21 protein-coding genes are annotated in these 21,355 nt (G+C 65.3%); 5 read left to right on the forward strand and 16 right to left on the reverse strand.

Annotation, left to right across the window (positions count from 1 at the left end; all coding sequences use genetic code 11):
• Positions 1 to 10 precede the first annotated feature (10 nt).
• Positions 11 to 868: an LpxI family protein gene (locus ACRQ5Q_RS20330; RefSeq protein ID WP_439368368.1), complete on the forward strand. Its 858-nt coding sequence runs from the start codon at positions 11 to 13 to the stop codon at positions 866 to 868.
• Entirely contained in the window at positions 865 to 2,043 is a 1,179-nt protein-coding gene (lpxB, locus tag ACRQ5Q_RS20335; protein WP_439399655.1) for a lipid-A-disaccharide synthase, read from the forward strand. The genes ACRQ5Q_RS20330 and lpxB overlap by 4 nt, the downstream gene beginning before the upstream one ends.
• 18 nt (positions 2,044 to 2,061) lie before the next feature.
• Here the strand turns inward: lpxB and ACRQ5Q_RS20340 are convergent, their stop codons facing one another.
• The 8 genes from ACRQ5Q_RS20340 to gltX form a co-directional block, all read right to left on the reverse strand.
• Positions 2,062 to 2,829 (reverse strand): SDR family NAD(P)-dependent oxidoreductase, encoded by a 768-nt coding sequence (locus ACRQ5Q_RS20340; RefSeq protein WP_439368365.1) that lies wholly within the window; start codon positions 2,827 to 2,829, stop codon positions 2,062 to 2,064.
• Positions 2,826 to 3,941: an ABC transporter ATP-binding protein gene (locus tag ACRQ5Q_RS20345; RefSeq protein WP_439368363.1), complete on the reverse strand. Its 1,116-nt coding sequence runs from the start codon at positions 3,939 to 3,941 to the stop codon at positions 2,826 to 2,828. The genes ACRQ5Q_RS20340 and ACRQ5Q_RS20345 overlap by 4 nt, the downstream gene beginning before the upstream one ends.
• A gap of 10 nt (positions 3,942 to 3,951) precedes the next feature.
• On the reverse strand, positions 3,952 to 4,809 hold the full coding sequence (locus tag ACRQ5Q_RS20350) for a carbohydrate ABC transporter permease (protein ID WP_439399657.1): 858 nt from the start codon (positions 4,807 to 4,809) through the stop codon (positions 3,952 to 3,954).
• A complete protein-coding gene (locus tag ACRQ5Q_RS20355; protein WP_439399659.1) occupies positions 4,802 to 5,725 on the reverse strand; it encodes a carbohydrate ABC transporter permease in 924 nt (307 codons plus the stop codon). The genes ACRQ5Q_RS20350 and ACRQ5Q_RS20355 overlap by 8 nt, the downstream gene beginning before the upstream one ends.
• Entirely contained in the window at positions 5,722 to 7,005 is a 1,284-nt protein-coding gene (locus ACRQ5Q_RS20360; RefSeq protein ID WP_439399661.1) for an ABC transporter substrate-binding protein, read from the reverse strand. Before ACRQ5Q_RS20360 ends, ACRQ5Q_RS20355 begins: the two co-directional genes overlap by 4 nt.
• 59 nt (positions 7,006 to 7,064) lie before the next feature.
• Complete coding sequence (locus tag ACRQ5Q_RS20365) at positions 7,065 to 8,243, reverse strand: ROK family transcriptional regulator (RefSeq protein ID WP_439399663.1); 1,179 nt, start codon at positions 8,241 to 8,243, stop codon at positions 7,065 to 7,067.
• 184 nt (positions 8,244 to 8,427) lie between these two features.
• A complete protein-coding gene (gene gltA, locus ACRQ5Q_RS20370) occupies positions 8,428 to 9,732 on the reverse strand; it encodes a citrate synthase (RefSeq protein ID WP_439368360.1) in 1,305 nt (434 codons plus the stop codon).
• A gap of 146 nt (positions 9,733 to 9,878) precedes the next feature.
• Positions 9,879 to 11,306, reverse strand: coding sequence for a glutamate--tRNA ligase (gene gltX, locus ACRQ5Q_RS20375; protein WP_439368359.1), 1,428 nt, complete (start codon positions 11,304 to 11,306; stop codon positions 9,879 to 9,881).
• A 144-nt stretch (positions 11,307 to 11,450) separates the two neighbouring features.
• On the opposite strand from gltX, the gene ACRQ5Q_RS20380 reads away from it, so the two are divergent.
• The 3 genes from ACRQ5Q_RS20380 to ACRQ5Q_RS20390 all read left to right on the forward strand — a co-directional run bounded on the left by ACRQ5Q_RS20380 (position 11,451) and on the right by ACRQ5Q_RS20390 (position 15,945).
• Positions 11,451 to 13,127: a glutamine--tRNA ligase/YqeY domain fusion protein gene (locus ACRQ5Q_RS20380; protein WP_439399665.1), complete on the forward strand. Its 1,677-nt coding sequence runs from the start codon at positions 11,451 to 11,453 to the stop codon at positions 13,125 to 13,127.
• An 8-nt stretch (positions 13,128 to 13,135) separates the two neighbouring features.
• Entirely contained in the window at positions 13,136 to 13,522 is a 387-nt protein-coding gene (locus ACRQ5Q_RS20385) for a nuclear transport factor 2 family protein (RefSeq protein WP_439399666.1), read from the forward strand.
• A gap of 140 nt (positions 13,523 to 13,662) precedes the next feature.
• A complete protein-coding gene (locus ACRQ5Q_RS20390; protein ID WP_439399668.1) occupies positions 13,663 to 15,945 on the forward strand; it encodes a ComEC/Rec2 family competence protein in 2,283 nt (760 codons plus the stop codon).
• A 9-nt stretch (positions 15,946 to 15,954) separates the two neighbouring features.
• Here ACRQ5Q_RS20390 and ACRQ5Q_RS20395 read toward each other — a convergent pair whose 3' ends face one another.
• The 8 genes from ACRQ5Q_RS20395 to ACRQ5Q_RS20430 all read right to left on the reverse strand — a co-directional run bounded on the left by ACRQ5Q_RS20395 (position 15,955) and on the right by ACRQ5Q_RS20430 (position 21,354).
• Positions 15,955 to 16,776, reverse strand: coding sequence for a GAF domain-containing protein (locus ACRQ5Q_RS20395; protein WP_439399670.1), 822 nt, complete (start codon positions 16,774 to 16,776; stop codon positions 15,955 to 15,957).
• Entirely contained in the window at positions 16,716 to 17,021 is a 306-nt protein-coding gene (locus ACRQ5Q_RS20400) for a hypothetical protein (protein ID WP_439399672.1), read from the reverse strand. The genes ACRQ5Q_RS20395 and ACRQ5Q_RS20400 overlap by 61 nt, the downstream gene beginning before the upstream one ends.
• A gap of 31 nt (positions 17,022 to 17,052) precedes the next feature.
• Entirely contained in the window at positions 17,053 to 17,484 is a 432-nt protein-coding gene (locus tag ACRQ5Q_RS20405) for a hypothetical protein (RefSeq protein ID WP_439368351.1), read from the reverse strand.
• 195 nt (positions 17,485 to 17,679) lie between these two features.
• Entirely contained in the window at positions 17,680 to 17,880 is a 201-nt protein-coding gene (locus tag ACRQ5Q_RS20410; protein WP_439368350.1) for a hypothetical protein, read from the reverse strand.
• 168 nt (positions 17,881 to 18,048) lie between these two features.
• Positions 18,049 to 18,750, reverse strand: a complete 702-nt coding sequence (lexA, locus tag ACRQ5Q_RS20415; RefSeq protein ID WP_027559402.1) for a transcriptional repressor LexA — start codon at positions 18,748 to 18,750, stop codon at positions 18,049 to 18,051.
• 176 nt (positions 18,751 to 18,926) lie between these two features.
• Entirely contained in the window at positions 18,927 to 20,138 is a 1,212-nt protein-coding gene (locus ACRQ5Q_RS20420) for a molybdopterin molybdotransferase MoeA (RefSeq protein WP_439399674.1), read from the reverse strand.
• 229 nt (positions 20,139 to 20,367) lie between these two features.
• Positions 20,368 to 20,562: a hypothetical protein gene (locus ACRQ5Q_RS20425; RefSeq protein WP_439368348.1), complete on the reverse strand. Its 195-nt coding sequence runs from the start codon at positions 20,560 to 20,562 to the stop codon at positions 20,368 to 20,370.
• A 159-nt stretch (positions 20,563 to 20,721) separates the two neighbouring features.
• Positions 20,722 to 21,354 (reverse strand): HAD family hydrolase, encoded by a 633-nt coding sequence (locus tag ACRQ5Q_RS20430; protein ID WP_439368347.1) that lies wholly within the window; start codon positions 21,352 to 21,354, stop codon positions 20,722 to 20,724.
• Position 21,355: the final 1 nt, after the last annotated feature.

Consider the following 21,355-nt stretch of genomic DNA (forward strand, 5'->3'; position numbering starts at 1 on the left):
GGCCGCGGACATGACCTCGGCGGCTTCGGAGATTTCATCGCCGGTCGGCGTGGTCGCCGGTGGCGGCGCGATGCCGTTCGCGGTGGCTGAGTCGCTCGCTGCGCGCGGCATCACGCCGGTGCTGTTTCCGCTGCGCGGGGCCTGCGATCCGGCGCGCGTGGAAAAATTCCGCCACCGCTGGATCTCGGTCGGCCAGCTCGGCCGCGCCATGCGGCTGTTCCGCGAGGAGGGCTGCCGCGACCTGATCTTCATCGGCACATTGGTGCGGCCCTCGCTGTCAGAGATCCGGTTCGACTTCAAGACATTGCGCCTGCTCGGCAACGTCATCCGTGCCTTTCGCGGCGGCGATGATCATCTTCTCTCCGGCGTCGGCCGCATCCTCGAGCAGGACGGCTTTCGCATGGTCGGCATCAAGGATGTCGCGCCCGACCTCTTGATGCCCGAGGGCTGCATCAGTCGGGCCTGGCCAAACGACAATGCCAAGGCCGACATCGAGCGCGGGCGCGCGGTGCTGATGGCGCTCGGCCCGTTCGACATCGGTCAGGCTGCCGTCGTGATCGACGGCCATGTGGTGGCGGTCGAGGACATCGAGGGCACCGACGCGCTGCTCGCGCGCGTCGCGCGCCTGCGTGAAGAGGGCCGCATCCGCGCCGCCACTGGTCGCGGCGTGCTGGTGAAGGCCCCGAAGAGCGGCCAGGATCTGCGCTTCGACCTGCCGACCATCGGCCCGCGCACCATCGAAGGTGTCGCGAAGGCCGGCCTTGCGGGCATCGCCGTCATCGCCGGCAACACCATTGCCGCCGAGCCGCAGGCGATGATTGGGCTTGCCGATGCCAAATATCTCTTCGTCATCGGCCTTGCCAAATGATGCAGACCCGCGATCCCGAGCGGAAGATCTTCCTGATTGCCACGGAGGAATCCGGCGACCGGCTGGGCAGTGCGCTGATGAAGGTGCTGCGCCAGCGTCTCGGCGACGGCGTGCAGTTCGTCGGCGTCGGCGGCCGCACCATGGCGCGCGAGGGGCTGGAGACGCTGTTTCCGATCGAGGAGCTGTCGATCGTCGGCTTCGCCGCGGTGGCGCAGCAATTACCAAAAATCCTGCGGCTGATCCGCCAGACCGTCGATGCCGCGATCGAGTCCGCGCCGGACGCGCTCGTGATCATCGACAGTCCCGACTTTACCCATCGCGTCGCCCGCCGCGTGCGTGCGCGCAATCCCGCGATCCCGGTGATCGACTACGTCTCGCCGCAGCTCTGGGCCTGGCGGCCGGGCCGGGCGCGTACCATGCTCGGCTACGTCGATCACGTGCTTGGCCTGCTGCCGTTCGAGCCGGAGGAATACCGCAAGCTCGGCGGGCCGCCCTGCAGCTATGTCGGCCACCCCCTGATCGAGCAATTGTCCTCGCTGCGGCCGAATGCCGAGGAGCAGAAGCGCCGCAACACTGAGCCGCCGGTGCTGCTGGTGCTGCCGGGCAGCCGCCGCAGCGAGATCCGGCATCATCTCGAGGTGTTTGGCGCGGCGCTCGGACGGTTGCAGGCGGAGGGGCGCGCCTTCGAGCTGATGCTACCGACCATGCCGCATCTCGAAGCCACCGTGCGCGAAGGCATCGCAAGCTGGCCGGTCAAACCGCAGATCGTGATTGGCGAAGCCGAGAGGCGCGCCGCCTTTCGCATCGCGCATGCCGCGCTGGCGAAATCAGGCACGGTGACGCTCGAACTCGCGCTGTCAGGCATTCCCATGGTGACGGCCTATCGTGTCGGCGCGATAGAGGCCTTCATCCTGCGTCGTGCAATCCGCGTCTCCTCGGTGATCCTCGCCAATCTCGTGATCGGCGACGATGTCATTCCGGAGTATTTGCAGGAGGACTGCACGCCGGAGAAGCTCGCGCCGGCACTCATCGAGGTGCTGACCGACACGCCGCTGCGCAGGCGCCAGGTCGAGGCTTTCGCCCGCCTCGATCAGATCATGTCGACCGGCAACAAATCGCCGAGCGTGCTTGCCGCCGACGTCGTGCTCGCCACGATGCGGAAGGGCCGGCGATAAGCGACGGTCCCTGCAAGATTAGGCCAAGCCGCCATCGACTCGAAAACACTGGCTGGTGATACGTTGGCTGTCGTCGGATGCGAGAAACAGGGCCATCCGCGCGATATCCTCAGGCGTCACCGCGTCGGGAATGGCCTGACGGGTGCGAAACTCGGTGATGACCCGCTCGTCCGGATACCACAGCCGGCGCTGGCGTTCGGTGATCACCATGCCCGGCGCGATCGCGTTGACCCGGATGCGGTCGGGACCGACCGACCGCGCCAGCGAGTTGGTGAAGCCGACGACGGCCGCCTTCGCAGCGGCATAGACCGGCAGCGCCGGCGCGCCGCGCATCCAGGCGATCGACGACATGTTGATGATCGAGCCGCCTCCGCGCGCCTGCATCTGCGGCACCACGGCCTGGGCGGCAAAGAAGACGTGCTTCAGGTTGACGCCGATCATCCAGTCGAACGCGGCGGACGTCACTTCCGCGAGCAGCTGGCGCTGGTCGTTGGCGGCGTTGTTGACGAGCACCGCGGCGTCACCGAGTTTTCGATGCACCTCCGCCATCGCGCCGCGCAACGCGTCGATGTCGAGGAGATCGCAGGGCACGAACAGCGGCGCGGTACCGGTCGCCGCCGCGACCTCCGCGACCAGCGCGCCGCCGGCCGCGTCGTCGATATCGAGGAACGCGACGCGGGCGCCTTGACCAGCGAAGGCGCGCACGAAGGCGGCACCGATGCCGCTGGCGCCTCCGGTGATCAACACCACCCGGTCGGCGAGGCCGGCATAGCTCGATTTTGTCATGCGATCAGTCGCTCCGTCTCGGGGTCGAACAGGCAAAGGCGGCGGGTGTCGAGTGCAAAGGGGGCAGAGGTGCCCGGCGCGGGGCGGACGTCTGGCGAGATGCGGGCCTGAGCGGGTTCGCCGCCAAGCCGCAGCAGGACGATGGTCTCGGCTCCGGTGGGTTCGACCATCTCGACCGGCGCGGTGACGACGACCGGCGCGCCGGTCGCGCCGGAGAACGCGCGGTCCCCTTCGGCGATGCATTCCGGCCTGATTCCGAGCACCACCTCGCGGTCGACATAGGATGCCGCGGCATCGTAGCCCTGCAGGTGCAGACGCACCTCGTCGGAGCGCCCGGCGCCGATCACGACCACTGGCCCGCTGCTGTCTGCCTCGAGCCGTGCCGGCATCGTGTTCATCGGCGGCGAGCCCATGAACCGGGCGACGAACAGATTGGCGGGATAGCGGTACACCGTATCAGGGTCGGCGAATTGCTGCACCACGCCGCGGTGCATGACGGCGATCCGGGTCGCCATCGTCATGGCCTCGATCTGGTCGTGGGTGACGTAGACGATGGTGGCGCCGATGCGCTGATGCAGGCGCTTGATCTCCATCCGCATCTCGACGCGCAGCTTCGCATCGAGATTGGAGAGCGGCTCGTCAAACAGGAAAAGCAGTGGATTGCGCACCAGGGCCCGGCCCATCGCCACGCGCTGGCGCTGGCCGCCGGACAGTTGCGACGGCTTGCGGCCGAGCAGCGGCTCGATCTGGAGCAGGCGAGCGACGTTTGCGAGTGCCTTCTCCTGCTCCACTTTCGGCACGTGGCGACATTCCATGCCGAAGGTGATGTTCTGGCGCACCGTCATCGAGGGATAGAGCGCATAGGACTGGAACACCATGGCGATGTCGCGGTCCTTGGGCGGGACGTCGTTGACGACGCGCCCGCCGATCTCGATCGTCCCCGCGCTGGGGCGATCGAGCCCGGCGACGATGTTGAGCAGCGTGGACTTGCCGCAGCCCGACGGCCCGACCAGCACGGTGAACTCGCCGCTCTCGATGTCGAGATCGACGCCCTTCAGCACCTCAAGATTGGCGTAGCGCTTCGACAGGCTGCGAATGCTCAGTGCTGCCATGACGGCCTCATCATTTCACGGCCCCGGCGGTGAGGCCTCGCACGAAGTACTTGCCGCCGATCAGATAGATCAGAAGCGTCGGCAGCGCCGCGATCATCACCGCGGCGCTTTGCACGCCATGTTGCGGGATATCGGCGACAGCGGCGGAGAGCGCGATCAGCGCGGCGGTGACCGGCTGCTGCTGACCGGTCGTGAACGTCACGCCGTAGAGAAACTCGTTCCAGATGTGCGTGAACTGCCAGATCACGGTGACGACCAGGATCGGCGGCGAGAGCGGCAGGATGATGCGCCAGAAAATGCGAAAGAACCCTGCGCCATCGATCCGCGCGGCTCTTATCAATTCCTGCGGGATGGCAACGTAATAGTTCCGGCAGAACAGGGTCGTGAAGGAGAGGCCCTGGATCGTGTGGATCAGGACCAGTCCCGTCAGCGTGTTCATCAGGCCCGTATCGCGCAGCACGATGGTCCAGGGCAGCAGACGCATCTGCTGCGGCAGGAAGATGCCCAGCGTGACGATACCGTAGATCCAGCTGTCGCCGCGGAAGCGCCAGAGCGAAACCGCGTAACCGGCGACTGCACCGAGCAGGGTGGAGAAGATCGTCGCCGGAATGGTCACCAGTGCGGAGTTCAGCATGTACGGCCGGATGCCGGCGCACGTCTCGGCGACGCAGAAACCACTCCACGCCGCGGCGTAGTTGCTCCAGGCCAGATGCTGCGGCCAGCCGATCATCGAACCCTGCGCGATCTCCTCGTTGGTCCGGAGTGAGTTCAGCACGACGACAGCCAACGGCGTGAGCCATGCCACGGCGATCAGCGAAACGATTAGATAGATCAGGATCCGGCTTGGCGCGAAGGTTCGCTCACCCATGGATCGCCCGCCGCCGCTGGACGTAACGCCACGCTGCATAGGGCAGCAGAACCGCAAGGAGAATGAGCAACATCAGGACCGCTGCGGCCGCTCCCCGTCCGAGCAGGCTGCGCTGGAACATCAGGTCATAGACGACAAGCGCCGGCAGCTGGGTTGCGATGCCAGGGCCGCCATTGGTGAGCGCGCGGACGAGGTCGAAGGTCGAAATCGCGAATTGCAGCTGGATGACGATGACGGTGATGGTGATCGGCCACAGCGTCGGCAGGATGACGCGCCGGTACATCCTGATAGCTCCGGCGCCGTCGATCTGCGCGGCCTTGATCAGGTCGGCGTCGACGGAGCGGAGGCCGGCGAGGAAAAGCGCCATGGCAAATCCGGAGGATTGCCAGATCGCGGCGATGACGATGGTCCAGATCGCCATGTCCCGGTCGATCAGCCAGTCGAACCGGAAGGAGGTCCAGCCGAGGTCGTGGACCAGCTTCTGGATACCAAGGCCGGGATTGAGCAACCAGCTCCAGACCGTGCCGGTGACCACGAACGACACCGCCAGGGGGTAGAGGAAGATGGATCGCAGCAGGTTCTCGCCGCGAATGCGCTGATCGAGCAGGATCGCAAGGATGAGCCCGGTCGTCAGACTGAGCAGCACGAACGCGCTGCCAAACAGCAGCAGATTGTCGAAGGCGATCTGCCAGTTCCGCGATGCCGCGACCGCCGAATAGTTGCGCAAGCCCACCCAGCCCGTAACAGGGACCAAAGTGGATGGTGTGAACGATATCCAGATCGTCCACAGCGAAAATGCAATGAGGTGCGCGGCGGACAACAGCAGCGGCACCCAGATCGCCAGAACTTCGGGCAGCCGGCGTACCACCTCGGCAGTCGGCGGCCGGCCCGGTCTTGTCGAGACGGCGATGGTCAACGTGCGCTCTCGACGGCCTCGGCGAGGCGTGTGGCTGCTTGCTCCGGCTTGATCGTCTTGTTCTTCACGTACTCCGTGATCACGTCGATCATCGCTGCGGTCAAACCGTTTTCCTGCGCCATGTTGTGCGCAAGACTGAGGACGGCCTGATTGCTGGCGATCGCGTCTTTCAGGGCGGCTGCGGTCCGCCGTTGACCATCCGACCAGCCTTCACCGGACAGATCGACATCGGTGCGCACGGGGATCGACCCCGTGATCTGCGAGTACATGGTCTGGATCGCCGGATCCATGACGAGCTGGGCCATCAGCGTCTGACCGGCTTGCAGGTCCGCCTCCTTGCGCTGCCAGAAGATGAAGGCATCGGCATTCAGCAGGAACACAGGCTTGCCATTGTCGCTCGGTCCCGGGGCGATCATGAAGTCTTCGAACTTGAAACCGGCGTTGCGGAGCACGCCTTGCGCCCAGCCGCCCATGATCATCATGCCCATGTCGCCGTCGACGAAGCGCTTGAGATTGGTCGAAAAGTGCTGGGCGCCGACATTGGGGTCCATCCAGTCGGCGATCTTGCGGACCTGCACGAACGCAGCCTTGATCTCGGGCCCCTCCAGGGCCTTCTTCTCGAGATTCATGATCGCTGCGCGGTATGCCGTCGGGCTGATGCCGGCGAGAGCGGCCTCGAACTTCTGCCCGTCATCGGGGCGGGTGCCGCCATTGGCGACGGGATAGGCGACGCCGCCTGATTTCATTTTTTCGGCGAGCTCATTGAACTCGGCCCAGGTGACGGGAACCTTGTCGGTCTTGGCCTTGTCCATCGCGCGCTTGGACAGGAATAGCATGTTGGTGCTGTAGATCTGCAGCGGCAGCGCGATCCACTTGCCCGCCGGCTTGTGCAATTTGGCAAGGTCGGGAGCGACCACCTTTTCGTAACCAGCGGCCGCGACGACGGCGTCGAGATCGACCGTCGGCGCAATCTTAGACCAGGCCGCAATTTCGGGGCCCTTGAGCTGCGAACACGCCGGCGGATCGCCGGCGATGATCTGGGCACGGAGCTTGTTCATCATCTCGGTGGTGAAGCCGGGGACGGGCGAGTGCTGCCAGACGCCGCCCTTTTCCTCGAATTTCTTGCCGAGCGCCGTGATCGCAGCCCCGTCGCTGCCGGCGGACCATTGCGAGATCGCGGTCAGGCGCGGCTTGACCGCGCCTTGCGCGCGGGCAAATGCCGGCAGCGCGAGCGCGGCAACGGATCCAGCGAGCAGACGACGCCTTGTTGTTGTGATCATGGCAGTTCCTCCCGGTGTGAACTTTCGTGGCGCGTGCAGACGGCGCGGCTCAGGGCATGTCAGGCCGCCTCCGTCGATGCGGCGGGCATGCCGCCGCTTCTGGCGAGACAGAAGGCTGCGAAGGCAAGCGCGGCCTGCGGATCGTTGCCGGTCGACGGCGCCACGAAGGCGAGCGACATCTGCGCATGCTTGCGGCCGCCGAGCAGGCTGGCATCGATACCGTCGACCAGCGCCTTCCGATCATCCTCCGCGAGGAGTGACGGCCAGCCCGAGATGGCGACGCCGTGACAGGGCTTGACGTTCAGCGTGTTGCCGATCGCAAGGCCCAGGCGATGGAGGCGAGATCGCAACTCCTGCCGCACGCGCGTGGAGATCGGGATTGTATTCACCCAATCGCTGCCAAGCCGCAGCAGCTCCGGCTCCGCCACGCTGAGCAGCTCGGCGAGCGCGGGCAACGAGGTATAGGCCTCGACGCAGCCATGGTGACCGCAGCGGCAAAGCGGGCCGTCGGCTTCGAACACCATGTGGCCGAGCTCGACCGGTTGCAGGGCGTCGGCCTCGATGGGATCGTCCATCCAGGCGCCCGCGACGCCCTGACCGACGAAGACGAACAGGTGCGCGCCGCTGAACGGATAGTTTTCCGTGCGGCAGCGATGAAACGTGGCGTGGGCCACCACCGAATTGGTGAACTCGACCGGGACGTTCGCGTACATCTCGCCGAGCCTGTCGCTGATGCGTGCGATGTTGCAGGGAATGATCGGGTTGCCGCACTCGCTCAAGCGGCCGAGGCCCGGAATGGTGATGCCGATCTGCGCGAGCCTGATCCGTCGCCGCCGTGTCCAGTCCCGCAACAATGTCAGCGCTTCGCCAAACACGCGGCTGACCGATTCGGCTGTCGGCTTTGGCGGCAGCGGAACACGCTCGGTGTAGCGCAGCTCGCCCGAGAGGTTGCCGATGCCGACGCTGAGCCACTGGCCAGTCAGCTCGAGGGCCGCGAGCGCCACCGAGCCATCGAGCGCGACAAGACCCGTCGGGCCGCCGACGTAAGGGGCAGGGCGCCGAACTTCCTCGATCAGGCCTTCGGCCTTGAGGTCGAACAGGATGCGCGACAGGCTTGCTTCGGACAGGCGCACGGCCTTGGCCAAGGGCGGGCGGAACGAACCGCCCGACTGAAGCAGATGAGTCAAAATGGCAGCGCGCGTCTGCCGCCGACTTCTCGGCTGCTCCGGCATTTCCATCCCTCTCGTCATTCTTACTTAGTGTAAGAATTTGCGCGCTGAGCGTTTCGACTGTCAAGCCTTTGCCGGCGTGCTGCGCCGACTTGTTATTGTGCGTGGCAGCAACGGGGCTGGTAGGATTGGACAAACAAAGACGGCGCCATCATGAGATGGCGCCGTTCGAAGAGCCGTGTCCGCTCAGGACTTACTTGCGATCCTTGATCGGCACGTAATCGCGCTTGGTGACGCCGGTGTAGAGCTGGCGCGGACGGCCGATCTTCTGCTGCGGATCCTCGATCATCTCGCTCCACTGGCTGATCCAGCCGACGGTGCGGGCGACCGCGAACAGCACGGTGAACATCGAGACCGGGAAGCCCATCGCCTTCAGCGTGATGCCCGAATAGAAGTCGACGTTCGGGTAGAGCTTGCGGTCGATGAAGTACTGGTCGCTGAGCGCGATCTTCTCGAGCTCCATCGCCACCTTCAGCATCGGATCGTCGCCATGGCCGGTCTCCCTGAGCACGGCGTGACACATCTTCTGCATGATCTTGGCGCGCGGATCGTAGTTCTTGTAGACGCGATGGCCGAAGCCCATCAGGCGGACTTCGGAGTTCTTGTCCTTCACCTTGGCGATGAACTCGGGAATCTTGTCGACCGTGCCGATGCCGTAGAGCATGTTGAGCGCGGCTTCGTTGGCGCCGCCATGCGCCGGGCCCCAGAGGCAGGCGATGCCGGCTGCAATGCAGGCGAACGGGTTGGCACCCGAGGAGCCGGCGATGCGCACCGTCGAGGTCGAGGCGTTCTGCTCGTGGTCGGCGTGCAGGATGAAAATCTTCTCCAGCGCGTCGGCGAGCACCGGGCTGACCTTGTACTCCTCGCAAGGCACCGCGAAGCACATGTTCAGGAAGTTCTCGGCGAAGCCGAGCGAGTTCTTCGGATACACGAAGGGCTGGCCGACCGTGTACTTGTAGGCCATTGCGGCCAGCGTCGGGATCTTCGCGATCATGCGCATGGAGGCGATCATGCGCTGCTTGGGATCGTTGATGTCGGTGGAGTCGTGGTAGAACGCAGCGAGGGCGCCGACGGCGGCTACCATGATCGCCATCGGATGGGCGTCGCGGCGGAAGCCCTGGAAGAAGCGGGCCATCTGCTCGTGCACCATCGTGTGATGGGTCACGCGGTAATCGAAATCCTTCTTCTGCTCAGCGGTCGGCAGGTTACCGTAGAGCAGGAGATAGCAGGTCTCCAGGAAGTCGCCGTGCTCGGCGAGCTGCTCGATCGGATAGCCGCGGTATTCCAGCACGCCGGCATCGCCGTCGATGTAGGTGATCTTGGACTGGCAGCTCGCGGTCGAGGTGAAGCCGGGATCGTAGGTGAACAGACCCGACTGGCCGTAGAGCTTGCCGATATCGACGACATCGGGCCCGGCGCTGCCGCTGAGGATCGGGAGATCGTAGTTCTTGTTTCCGACCGTCAGCGTGGCGGTCTTTGGGCTTTCTTTTGCGTCCATCAGAGGTCCCCGATGTATGGTGAAACGGGCCGGACCCGGAAGGCCCCGATGAGATCGTGGGGCAGGCCGGATGTTCCAGAATGTACGGGGGAGATGGGTATATTATTGCTGTGTGCGCTGCAAGATCAGCCGCACGCATGGCCTACTTACGTCGTAGCCTGATCCTTGAGCCGCCCCAGGCTTTCCTGGCGTCCCAGCACGTCCAAAACCTCAAATATACCAGGCGATGTCGTCCGCCCGGTCAGCGCCGCGCGCAAGGGCTGGGCGACCGCGCCGAGCTTGAGACTATTTTCCTCGGCGAAGGCGCGCAGCGCGGCTTCCGCGCTGGCCGCACTCCAGGTCTCGACTTTCTCCAGCGCGGAATGAAGCTGGCCGATCAGCTTGCGGTTCTCGGGCGTCAGCAGCGCCTGCGCCTTGGAATCGAGCTGCAGCGGCCGGTCGGCGAAGATGAAACAGGCGCCGTCGATCAGCTCGAGCAGCGTCTTGGCACGCTCCTTCAGGGCCGGCATGGCCTTGAGCAGCTGCGCCCGCGTGGTGTCGTTCAACTTCGCCTTAATCTCGTCCCGGCTGGGCACGACATGATCAAGCACGTCCTCGAACATCCTCACGAGTGATTGATCGTCGGCGTGACGGATGTAATGGCCGTTGAGGTTTTCCAGCTTGGCGAAGTCGAAGCGGGCGGCGGCGCGGCCGACGCTGACGAGATCGAACGCTTCGATCATCTCCTCGGTCGAGAAGATCTCCTGGTCGCCATGGCTCCAGCCGAGGCGGACGAGATAGTTGCGCAGCGCGGCAGGAAGGTATCCCATGGCGCGGTAGGCATCGACGCCAAGCGCGCCGTGCCGCTTCGACAGCTTCGAGCCGTCCGGGCCGTGGATGAGAGGGATGTGCGACATGCTCGGCAGCGTCCAACCCATCGCGTCGTATATCTGCTTCTGGCGGGCGGCGTTGATCAAATGGTCGTCGCCGCGGATGACGTGGGTGACGCCCATGTCGTGGTCGTCCACGACCACCGCGAGCATGTAGGTCGGATTGCCATCGCCGCGCAAAAGCACGAGGTCGTCGAGGTTCTCGTTCTGCCAGACCACGCGGCCCTGGACCTGGTCCTCGATCACGGTCTCGCCGGTCTGCGGCGCGCGCAGGCGGATGGTCGGCTTGACGTCGCTCGGCGCCGTGGCCGGATCGCGGTCGCGCCACATGCCGTCATAGAGGCGGGTGCGCCCTTCCGCGCGCGCCTTCTCGCGCATGGCAGCGAGCTCCTCGGCCGTGGCGTAGCAACGATAGGCCTTTCCGTCGGCGAGCAACTGCTCGGCGACCTCGCGGTGACGGGCGGCGCGGCGGAACTGGTAGATGACCTCGCCGTCCCAGCCGAGCTCGAGCCATTTCAGCCCGTCGAGGATGGCGCCGATCGCGGCTTCCGTGGAGCGTTCCCGGTCGGTGTCCTCGATCCGGAGCAGCATCTTGCCGCCATGCTTCTTGGCATAGAGCCAGTTGAACAGCGCCGTGCGGGCGCCTCCGATATGGAGGAAGCCGGTCGGAGAGGGGGCAAAGCGGGTGACGACGGAATCGGTCATTCTTGGCAGGGCCTATGCATTGGAGGCGGTGGTGTATAGCAGGACCGGAGCATAACTAAAGCCCGACGGCGGACGGCTTGAGGCCTTGGCTCAGCCTCCCGAATTTGGCAGAAGTACCGCTGATTTCCCTACAGGATTTTCGTAATGACAGAACCGGTGGCGACTGAGGTTGGGCGCGATTTCATTCGTGACATCATCCAGGCCGACCTCGATCAGGGCAAGTACAAGGAGATCGTGACCCGGTTCCCGCCGGAGCCGAACGGCTACCTGCATATCGGGCACGCCAAGTCGATCGCCCTCAATTTCGGCATCGCCCAGGAGTTTCCGGGCCGCTGCCACCTGCGCTTCGACGACACCAATCCGGTCAAGGAAGAGCAGGAATATATCGATTCCATCCAGGCCGACGTGCGCTGGCTCGGCTTCGACTGGGGCAAGAACCTGTTCTTCGCCTCCGACTATTTCGACCGCCTGTACGAATGGGCGGAGAAGCTGATCCAGGACGGGCTCGCCTATGTCGACGACCAGACCCAGGAGGAGATCCGCACTTCGCGCGGCACGCTGACGGAGCCCGGCAAGAACTCGCCATTCCGCGACCGCTCGGTGGAGGAGAACCTCGACCTGTTCCGCCGCATGAAGGCCGGCGAATTCCCGAACGGCGCGCGCGTGCTGCGGGCCAAGATCGACATGGCCGCGGGCAACATCAACCTGCGCGATCCCGTGCTGTACCGCATCCTGCATGCGCACCATCCGCGCACCGGCAACGCATGGTGCATCTATCCGAGCTACGACTATGCCCACGGCCAGTCCGACGCCATTGAAGGCATCACGCATTCGATCTGCACGCTGGAGTTCGAGGACCACCGCCCGCTCTACGACTGGTTCATCGAGAAGCTGCCGGTGCCGTCAGAGCCGCATCAGTACGAGTTCGCGCGGTTGAACCTGACCTACACTGTGCTGTCCAAGCGCGTGCTGACCCAGCTCGTGCGCGAAGGCCATGTCGCGGGCTGGGACGATCCGCGCATGCCGACCATGGCGGGGATGCGCCGCCGCGGCGTGCCGCCGGCGGCTTTGCGCGAATTCGTCAAGCGCATCGGCGTCGCCAAGGCCAACAGCGTCGTCGACGTCGGCATGCTGGAATTCTGCATCCGCGAGGAGCTGAACCGCACCGCGCAGCGCCGCATGGCGGTCTTGAGGCCGCTCAAGGTCGTGATCGAGAACTATCCGGAAGGGCAGACCGAGGAACTCGAGGCGATCAACCATCCGGATGATCCTTCCGCGGGCACGCGCAAGATCACGTTCGGCCGCGAACTCTATATCGAGCAGGACGACTTCATGGAGAACCCGCCGAAGAAGTTCTTCCGCCTGTCGCCGGGCAACGAGGTGCGGCTGCGCTACGCCTATTTCGTCAAATGCACCGGTGTGATCAAGAACGACGCCGGCGAAGTCGTGGAATTGCGCTGCACGTATGATCCCGCGACCAGGGGCGGCAACGCGCCCGACGGCCGCAAGGTCAAGGCGACCATGCACTGGCTGCCTGCGGCGACGTCGAAGCCCGCGGAGATCCGCATCTACAACCAGCTGTTCTCCAATCCGAGCCCGGACGCCTCGAACTTCGCAGCCGATCTCAATCCGAATTCGCTGGAGATCCTCTCCGATGCGCGGATCGAGGCTGCGGTGGCCGAGAGCAATTCGACGGAGCCGATGCAGTTCGAGCGCCAGGGCTATTTCGTGCGCGACAAGGACTCGACGCCGGGCAAGCCGGTGTTTTCGCGCACCATCGGCCTGCGTGACACCTTCGCGAAGGAAGTCGCGAAAGGTTGAGGGATGGCATGAGCAGCGAAGCCGACGCCATCGTTGCCGCCATCATCGCGAAATGGTGCGCCGGCTTCGCGACGCTCGACGCGGTCGCGCTGTCGTCGCTGTATTCGAAGAACGCGTTCTTCTTCGGCTCGAACCCAAAGCTGTTTAGAGGCCGGGACGGCGTCGCCGATTATTTCAACGGCCTGCCGCGCTGGCGCAAGCCGAGCGCGGCGTTTTCCGAGGTGAACGTGGCGCAAGCCGGTCCTGATCTGATCAATATGGGCGCGACCATCTCGTTCGACCTCGCCGGCGAACGGGACGCTCTCATCGTCAAGATGAGCTGGGTCATCATCCGCGAGGATGGCGACTGGAAGATCGTCAATCACCATGCCTCGTCGAAGGTGCCGCTGATCTGACGCCTCGCCGCACACGTCGCCGCGACGATGGAAGAGGAAAAGTAGGGCGAACTCTCTTCGTTCCCGGTCTGTACCGCTATTCGTCCGTCCGCACGTTCAGGTAGCCTCTGAGCCAGTTGCATATCTTAAGGTGCAGGGAAATGACGGAGCCGGGCCGGCCGCAGCGTGCCTCGCAAGGGATCGCAGGGACCTGGCCGGCGGGGAGCTCCGCGTCCGCTGGCGGCCTTGCACCCGCAGGCCTCGACCTCTGGTCCACCATCGCCGGGACCCTGCGCCAATGGGCCAGCGCCGAGGCCGGCGCCGGGCGGCTGTTGCCGTGGGTCCCGGTAGCGTTCGGCGGCGGCGTCGGGCTCTACTTTGCGGCAAACCACGAGCCGGTGCTGTGGGTGACCGCCGCGACGGCCGTCGCGCTGCTGCTTGGGGCTGTCCTGTTGCGGCGGAGCCGGATGTTTGCCCCTGCGATCATGATCGCGGCGGTCGCGGCCGGCTTTGCGGTCGCGACCTCGAAGACGGCACGCATCGCGCACGCCGTCCTGGCCAAACCCCTCTATTCGGTGTCGCTGTCGGGCTTCGTCGAGACCCGCGACATCCGCGAGCTCACCGATCGTTTCGTGCTGCGCGTCACCGCGATGGAGGCGCAGCGCAGCGACGTCACGCTCGAGCGCGTGCGCCTGTCGGTACGCAAGGGAACGGCGCCCGAGGTCGGCAGCTTCGTGCAGCTCAAGGCGCGGCTGATGCCGCCGATCTCGCCGGTGCGCCCCGGCAGCTACGATTTCTCGCGCGACATGTTCTTCCAGGGTATCGGGGCCTCCGGTTTCGCGATGGGCACGATCACGGCCGCAGTGCCGCCGGATGCCGGCGGCTTGCGGCTGCGCTACGCCGCCTTCATGCAGGGCCTGCGCGATGCGATTGATGCGCGCATCCGCTCAACGCTCGAAGGCGACAACCGCGCGATCGCGACCGCGCTGTTGACCGGTCGGCGTGATGCGATCACAGCGCCCGTCAACGACGCGATGTTCGTCTCGGGGCTCGGCCACGTGCTGTCGATCTCGGGTTATCACATGGCCGTCGTCGCCGGCGTCGTGTTCTTCGCGGTGCGCGCGCTGCTGGCCTTGATCCCGGGACTGGCGGTCGGCTTCCCCATCAAGAAATGGTCGGCGGCCGCGGCGCTGGTTGCGGCGGCGTTTTATCTTCTGCTCTCGGGCGCGGAGGTCGCGACGCAGCGCTCGTTCTTCATGACCGCGGTGGTGCTGATCGCCGTCATGGTCGATCGCCGCGCCATCACGTTCCGCACGCTGGCCGTGGCCGCGCTCATCGTGCTCGCGGTGGCGCCGGAAGCGCTGGTGCATCCATCCTTCCAGATGTCGTTTGCGGCAACGCTCGGGCTGGTCGCGCTGGTGCAGATCGGCATGCCGAACCTGTTTGCCTCGCCCGAGCATTCCGCGACCGCGCGCATCGCGCTGTGGGGCGGCCGCGAGATCGCGATGCTGTTCCTGGCCTCGCTGATCGCGGGGCTGGCGACCACGCCCTATGCCGCCTTCCACTTCCACCGCGTCACGCCCTACGGCGTGCTCGCCAATCTCGGCGCGATGCCGGTGGTCTCGGCGCTGGTAATGCCGGCGGGATTGTTGGGGCTGCTCGCTGCTCCCTTTGGCCTCGACGGCGTGTTCTGGTGGCTGATGGGCATCGGGATCGACTGGATGGTCGTGGTGTCGCGCTGGGTGGCGGCCCTGCCGGGCGCGGTCGGGCGCATCCCGGCGTTCGGCATCGCGCCGCTGATCGTGGCCAGTCTCGGCATCATTGTCATGGGCCTCTTGCGCACGCCGTTGCGCTGGTCGGGCGGGGTCGTGCTGCTGGCTGCAATCCTCTGGGGCCTGTCGGTGCGGCCGCCGGATATCCTGATTGCCGGGGACGGCCAAAGCATCGCGGTGCGGGGCCGGGACGGACACCTGCACATGATCCGGGCGAGCAAGGATAGCTTTTTGCTGAAGGAGTGGCTGGCTGCCGACGCTGATGCACGCGATGCGGGCAGTGCCTCGCTCGCCGATGGCGTGTCGTGCGACGAGGCCGGCTGCGTGACGCCGCTTGCCGATGGTCGCCTCGTCGCGCTGGCCTTGCGCATCGATGCGCTGGCGGACGATTGCAGCCGCGCCGCGCTGGTGGTGACGGCCCGGCCGGCTGCGCCGGATTGCGCGGCGATGGTGGTCGACCGTCGGCGCCTCGCCGCGCAGGGCGCACTGGCGCTGACGCGGCGGGGCGACGGCTTTGCGGTCCAGGCGGTGAAGACTGGAGGCACAGACCGCCCGTGGGCGCCGGCCATCGCGGGCGAGGGCGATTTCGGCGCGAGCCTTGCGCCGCCAGCGGCGGCGCCCGGTAACCGGGATGCGACGCCGTCCGAGGCAGACATGCAGGCCGAGGATTGAGGGGGCGGGCTACAGATACCAGGCCAGCACGGCGTCGAGCCGGGCTGTCCCGATCACCGGCAAGGCCACCATCTGGCTCAGCCCGGACGCGCGGGCTTCAATGGCCGCGATCGAATTGTCGTGCGCGAGATCATCGTTGAGGGCGGGCATGCCGGTGGCCCAGGCGCCGCCGATGCTGCCGTCACCTCTGGCGATGGATTTGTCCGCATAGAGCGCGGCAAGGTCGGTCTGGGCGCTGCAATCGCCGGCGCGGAAGACCAGCGCTGAGCGGGTCTCGTCCGGCACCCAGATCTCGAAGCGCCGTGCGATCGGCGTCGCCTGCGCGGAGAGGAGGGTCAGCACCCAGGTCTGGTCGGCGTCGGTCCGGTAGGGCACGCCGACGCCGAGATTGATGCCAACCTGTGCGGCGTCTTTCCAGCGCAGAAAGCTCTTGGCGTTGTGCAGGTTCTTGATGATCAGTGGCAGGCCGGCTTTCCAGGTGCGTCCGGGCAGGCCGAAGCCGCGCGGAAACCTGGTGTGGCGCGAGTTGAACTCGAACATGTCGGCGGTGCCGTAGTAGCCGTCGACCAGTCCCATCTCGTGGGAGGTCTCGGGATCGTTGTGCCAGAGCTCGATCGCGCCGACATGCGCGTCGTCATCGCCGCAGAACAGCACCATCACGGCTTGCAGGAATTCGCCTGAAAACACCGGCACCGCCACGCCGCAGGTCAGGCCCGCCGCCAGCGCCTGGTCGGTCCGCCTGAAATGGGAATTGGCGAATTTGGTGAGGATCACGGGGTGGCCGGAAGCCCAGGCCTTGCCGGGAAGCCCGTCGTCACGACCGAAGCGCACCGCATACGCGTCCGGTCGGGCACCCAGAGTTCAACGACGCGAATGAAGGTCTTCATCGAACGTCCGCCTCGAGCCTTTTTGGCAGCATCGGCCATTTGCTTGCGGACCGGACGTTCAAAATTCAGGCAAGGCAGCGCAAACTTCGTGCGACGAAGAGCTGCGGCAGGTGCTCCGGCGAAGGTATTTGCGAAGATACAAACCACACCATCTCGCCGGCCACGGCCGGCGATGGCGATTTCAATCATGGCCCCGACCTGCGAGCCGGAGGCAGCTAGGTCAGCCGATCGGCAGGCGCGTGACCGTCGGCCTGTCTGCGCTGGTCTGCGGCTTGTGCTCGCGCTCGCCGAGTGGCTGGGTCACCGGCAATTGCAGTACGGTTGCGCGCTGGCCTTCGACGAGCTGAGTCACCAGCACGTATTTCCCGTCGGGGAATTCGATCGCATCGTGATGGCGATCCGGAATGTGCGGATCGATCTTGCCGAACTTGCCGACGCGCGAGTTGATGGTACGCGTCCAGATCCAGCGATTGTCGTAACGGACGTTGTCGGCGAAGGCGAGCTCCGTTCCCGGCAGCAGGCATACCGCAACCGACATGTCGGCTTCGGAGGCGAAGCCGCGCGTCGAGGTGCCGCGGAAGGTTGTCGTGACGATCGTCTCGCCGACTTCGGCAGGACGCGTCGCGACGGCGTGCAGGCTGTAGTCACACATCGGGGTGCTCCTCATTCGTAAGATAGCGACCCGCGCCTCCTGTCGAGGCGCAGGCCTCTATCAGAGTGGAAGCATACAACGGTCTGCTGGGTTGTGGGCAAATCTGCGGCTTGGGTCCGCAGGATGCCATCACAATATCTTTTTCAGATGCATGAGGAACAAAGCCCGCTCCCGTGCATTGGGCGTGCTTCTTCGTCAACGGCCAGCAGGGGCCGACCAGCCCGAATACGGCCAAGCGGGTTGCGACGGCAGTGCAACGGCGTCGCGTGCGTTGCGGAATTGCTCGCGCGTCGCCGGCGTCGTCTTGCGGACATGATGCGATCGTGCGGCGGCGGCCGGTGACACTGACGTTGCGATCAGCGCCATCGTGACAGTGCTCAAGACGATCTTGCGCATGGTTGTCTCCCCGGTTTTCGACAGGCCCGTAAAGCGATGTGTGCTTTGCGCGGCGTGCGGAGGATCTAACGCGGGGCAGGTGGCCGGATAATCTGAGCAGAACCTGAAAGACTATCCAGCCGGAGCGGACAAGCGCTCAAGCGCGTGTCGAACGATCGCGAGGTCAAATCAGTACTTCCGGTACAAGCCGATCAGCTTGCCCTGAATCTTCACCCGGTTGGGCGGCAGGATGCGGACCTCATAGGCGGCGTTGGCTGGCTCGAGCGCGATCGAGGCGCCACGGCGGCGGAAGCGCTTCAGCGTGGCTTCCTCGTCGTCGATCAGCGCCACCACGATGTCGCCGGTGTCGGCGCTCTCGTTGCGCTGGATCAGCGCCATGTCGCCGTCGAGGATACCGGCTTCCACCATCGAATCGCCCCGCACCTCGAGCGCATAATGCTCGCCGGAGCCGAGCATGTCAGGCGGTACGCTGATGGTGTGGCTGCGGGTCTGCAGCGCCTCGATCGGCGTACCAGCCGCGATGCGGCCCATGACGGGCACGGCGACAGGACGCTCACCTTCGTCCGCGGGCGGGCTGGAGGTCGTGCGCACCTTGCCGAGATTGCCCTCGATGACGCTCGGCGTGAAGCCGCGGCGGTTGCCGGCGGCCGCTTGGAGCTCGGGCAGCTTGATGACCTCGATCGCGCGGGCGCGGTTGGGCAGGCGGCGGATGAAGCCGCGCTCCTCGAGCGCGGTGATCAGGCGATGGATGCCCGATTTCGAGCGCAGGTCGAGCGCGTCCTTCATCTCGTCGAAGGAAGGTGGCACGCCGCTTTCCTTCAATCGCTCGCTGATGAACCGCAGGAGCTCGTATTGTTTGCGCGTTAACATCTCGACCAAAATCCCCCGGTTGATGTCGTTCGATTCCGAGACGCTCAGTTCAGCGATAAGCCGCTGCATGCTCGAAACAAATCATGAACGGACACTATATGTTCGATACATGTTCCGCAACTGCTTAATTTACTGTGAACGCGACAAAGTTCGCGGACCGCGTGAGATGACAGCGCTCAGGCGGGCAGCAGCAGCACCTCGCAGACCGAGCCGGCTTCGGCCTTGGGCGCGAACGGCGCGCGTACGAGAAGTGCCTGTGCCGCAGCGAGATTTGCAAGCAGTGAAGAATCCTGGTGATCGACGGGAAGGGCGATCAGCGTGCCGTCGTCGCGCCGCTCCAGGCGCGCGCGGAGATAATCCTCGCGCTGGTCGTTGGCATTGAGGTCGCGGCCGAGCACGGCGCGCTCGCGGCGATGGTGAATCATGGTGCGGCCCGACAGCGCGCGAATCAACGGCACCATGAACAGGAAAGCGCAGACGTAGGATGACACGGGATTGCCGGGCAGGCCGATGACGCGCATCGCCCCTAACCGGCCGTGCATCATCGGCTTGCCCGGCCGCATCGCGATCTTCCAGAACGACATCGCGATCCCCTCGGCCTTGAGAGCCTGCTGGACCAGATCATGGTCGCCGACCGAGGCGCCCCCGGTCGTGATCAGGATGTCGGCGCCGCTCTGGCGTGCCTCGCGGATCCCGGCGGTGGTGGCCTCCAGCGTATCGGCGGCCACACCGAGGTCGATGGTATCGGCGCCCTCCTGGCGGGCGAGCGCGTGCAGGGCATAACCGTTGGAGTAGACGATCTGGCCGGGCCCGGGCGCTACGCCCGGTATCACCAGTTCGTCTCCGGTGGCGAGGATGGCGACCTTCGGACGGCGCTGGACGGGCAAATGCGGGTGATTCATCCCGGCGGCGAGTGCGAGATCGCGCTCGGTGAGCCGGGTTCCCTTGCACAACAGCACGTCGCCCTCGGCAAAGTCGATCCCGGCGCGCCGGATGTGCCGTCCGGGAATTGCTGCTTCCTTGATCGTGATGCGCTTGCCGTCCGCGACGGTATCCTCCTGGATCACGACCGCGTCCGCTCCGGCCGGAACGACGCCGCCTGTGAAAATGCGGACCGCTTCGCCGGCGCCAACCAAGCCTGCAAACGGCCGCCCGGCCGCGACCTCGCCTATCACCGTCAGCTCAGAATCGATCGTCGCCGCGTCGGCCGCTCGCACGGCATAGCCGTCCATGGCCGACATCGCCTCCGGCGGCTGCGTGCGCCGCGCCGCGACGTCGCGGGCGAGCACGCGATGGTAGGCCTGATCGAGCGAGATCGTCTCCTCAAGCAACGGCTCCGCGCCGGCAAGCACCGCGGCAAGCGCGTCAGAAACCGGCATCAAGGCCACGGCTGAAAACTCCTGCTGGGCACGTTCGGCAAATCGGCGGCCAGAGTTCTAGCCGAGTGCGGGCCCAGAGGCAAAACACTGGAGACGCAAGAGGATTCAACCTGCGCCATCCGCTCTGTCGTGAGGATAGACGTCAAATTCGCCGCGGCATGATCCGGAAGGCGAGACAGACCGGCACGAGGACGGCCATGGCAAGCACAAGAAGAACGAGCGCCACGGCCAGCATCGGTCAACTCACTGCCGGCGCGTCGGGACTGACGTCCGGCGCTTTGGGACCCTGATCCTTGTCGGCCAGCGGATCGGCCCGAGATTTCAGGTCGGCAGCCTTGCTGATCAGCTTGGCGGAGAGGTCGGAGTCCGAGGTGGTTCTTGCGAACTCGAGCAGGAGAGAGGCTTGCTTGGTGAGGTAGGATTTGCCCAGCACGTCGATCAGTCCAATTCCAATGTAGAAGTCCCAACGGACTCAAGAGTCCGAAGGGGCGCATTCCGTTCCCGGAACTTTGTACAAAAATGCACAAAGTGATTTGGTTCCGCATTTTTAGCAAAAAGTTCCGCGGAACGCCTTGCCGGAAGGCTGATCCGCTCAAATCCCCAGCTGCCTCAGCGCGTCGCCGACGTCACGGGGCGAGGTCACGTGCACCGTGGTCAATCCACGCGCCCGCGCCCCCCGGATGTTTTCTGCGAGATCATCGAAGAAGACGATGCGGTGCGCCGGTACGCCCATTGCCGCCACGACATGGTCGAAAGCCTCCGCGTCCGGTTTGCGCAGGCCGATGCTGGACGACAGGTAGAGCTCGCGGAAATGGCCGAGCAGGCCGGCATATTCCTTCGAGAAATGGTCGACATGCGGCCGGTTGGTGTTGGAGAAGGCGTAGAGCGGCATCTGCCTGGCCGCGCGCGGCAAAAGCTCCGCGATGTCTGGCATTTCGCCGGCGAAGATCGCGTTCCAGCCTTCCAGGAACTGCGCGTCGGAAATCGCGATCCCGAGCGATGAGCGCAGCGAGGCGAAGTAGTCCTCGTCGCTGATCTTGCCGACCTCGTGCAGCCGGTAGGCTTCGCTGTCGCGCACATACCGCGCGACAATGGCTTCGGGCTTACAGCCGGCATGGCCCGCCCAGCAGGCGATCGCCCTGGAGAAATCGATATCGAGCACCACGCGCCCGAGATCGAACAGAAGTGCGTCGGCGCTGCCGGGAGAGAGCGCGGTCAACTGCATC

It is taken from the genome of Bradyrhizobium sp. PMVTL-01, assembly GCF_051861855.1.
Taxonomy (GTDB): domain Bacteria; phylum Pseudomonadota; class Alphaproteobacteria; order Rhizobiales; family Xanthobacteraceae; genus Bradyrhizobium.

Coding starts and splice junctions, on each gene's coding strand:
- ACRQ5Q_RS20365 (WP_439399663.1), bottom strand. CDS start 8,243: ATGGAAATGCCGGAGCAGCCGAGAAGTCGGCGGCAGACGCGCGCTGCC.
- ACRQ5Q_RS20380 (WP_439399665.1), top strand. CDS start 11,451: ATGACAGAACCGGTGGCGACTGAGGTTGGGCGCGATTTCATTCGTGAC.
- lpxB (WP_439399655.1), top strand. CDS start 865: ATGATGCAGACCCGCGATCCCGAGCGGAAGATCTTCCTGATTGCCACG.
- gltX (WP_439368359.1), bottom strand. CDS start 11,306: ATGACCGATTCCGTCGTCACCCGCTTTGCCCCCTCTCCGACCGGCTTC.
- ACRQ5Q_RS20410 (WP_439368350.1), bottom strand. CDS start 17,880: ATGCGCAAGATCGTCTTGAGCACTGTCACGATGGCGCTGATCGCAACG.
- ACRQ5Q_RS20340 (WP_439368365.1), bottom strand. CDS start 2,829: ATGACAAAATCGAGCTATGCCGGCCTCGCCGACCGGGTGGTGTTGATC.
- ACRQ5Q_RS20350 (WP_439399657.1), bottom strand. CDS start 4,809: ATGGGTGAGCGAACCTTCGCGCCAAGCCGGATCCTGATCTATCTAATC.
- ACRQ5Q_RS20385 (WP_439399666.1), top strand. CDS start 13,136: ATGAGCAGCGAAGCCGACGCCATCGTTGCCGCCATCATCGCGAAATGG.
- lexA (WP_027559402.1), bottom strand. CDS start 18,750: ATGTTAACGCGCAAACAATACGAGCTCCTGCGGTTCATCAGCGAGCGA.
- ACRQ5Q_RS20390 (WP_439399668.1), top strand. CDS start 13,663: ATGACGGAGCCGGGCCGGCCGCAGCGTGCCTCGCAAGGGATCGCAGGG.
- ACRQ5Q_RS20345 (WP_439368363.1), bottom strand. CDS start 3,941: ATGGCAGCACTGAGCATTCGCAGCCTGTCGAAGCGCTACGCCAATCTT.
- ACRQ5Q_RS20405 (WP_439368351.1), bottom strand. CDS start 17,484: ATGTGTGACTACAGCCTGCACGCCGTCGCGACGCGTCCTGCCGAAGTC.
- ACRQ5Q_RS20330 (WP_439368368.1), top strand. CDS start 11: ATGACCTCGGCGGCTTCGGAGATTTCATCGCCGGTCGGCGTGGTCGCC.
- ACRQ5Q_RS20400 (WP_439399672.1), bottom strand. CDS start 17,021: ATGATTGAAATCGCCATCGCCGGCCGTGGCCGGCGAGATGGTGTGGTT.
- gltA (WP_439368360.1), bottom strand. CDS start 9,732: ATGGACGCAAAAGAAAGCCCAAAGACCGCCACGCTGACGGTCGGAAAC.
- ACRQ5Q_RS20430 (WP_439368347.1), bottom strand. CDS start 21,354: ATGCAGTTGACCGCGCTCTCTCCCGGCAGCGCCGACGCACTTCTGTTC.
- ACRQ5Q_RS20360 (WP_439399661.1), bottom strand. CDS start 7,005: ATGATCACAACAACAAGGCGTCGTCTGCTCGCTGGATCCGTTGCCGCG.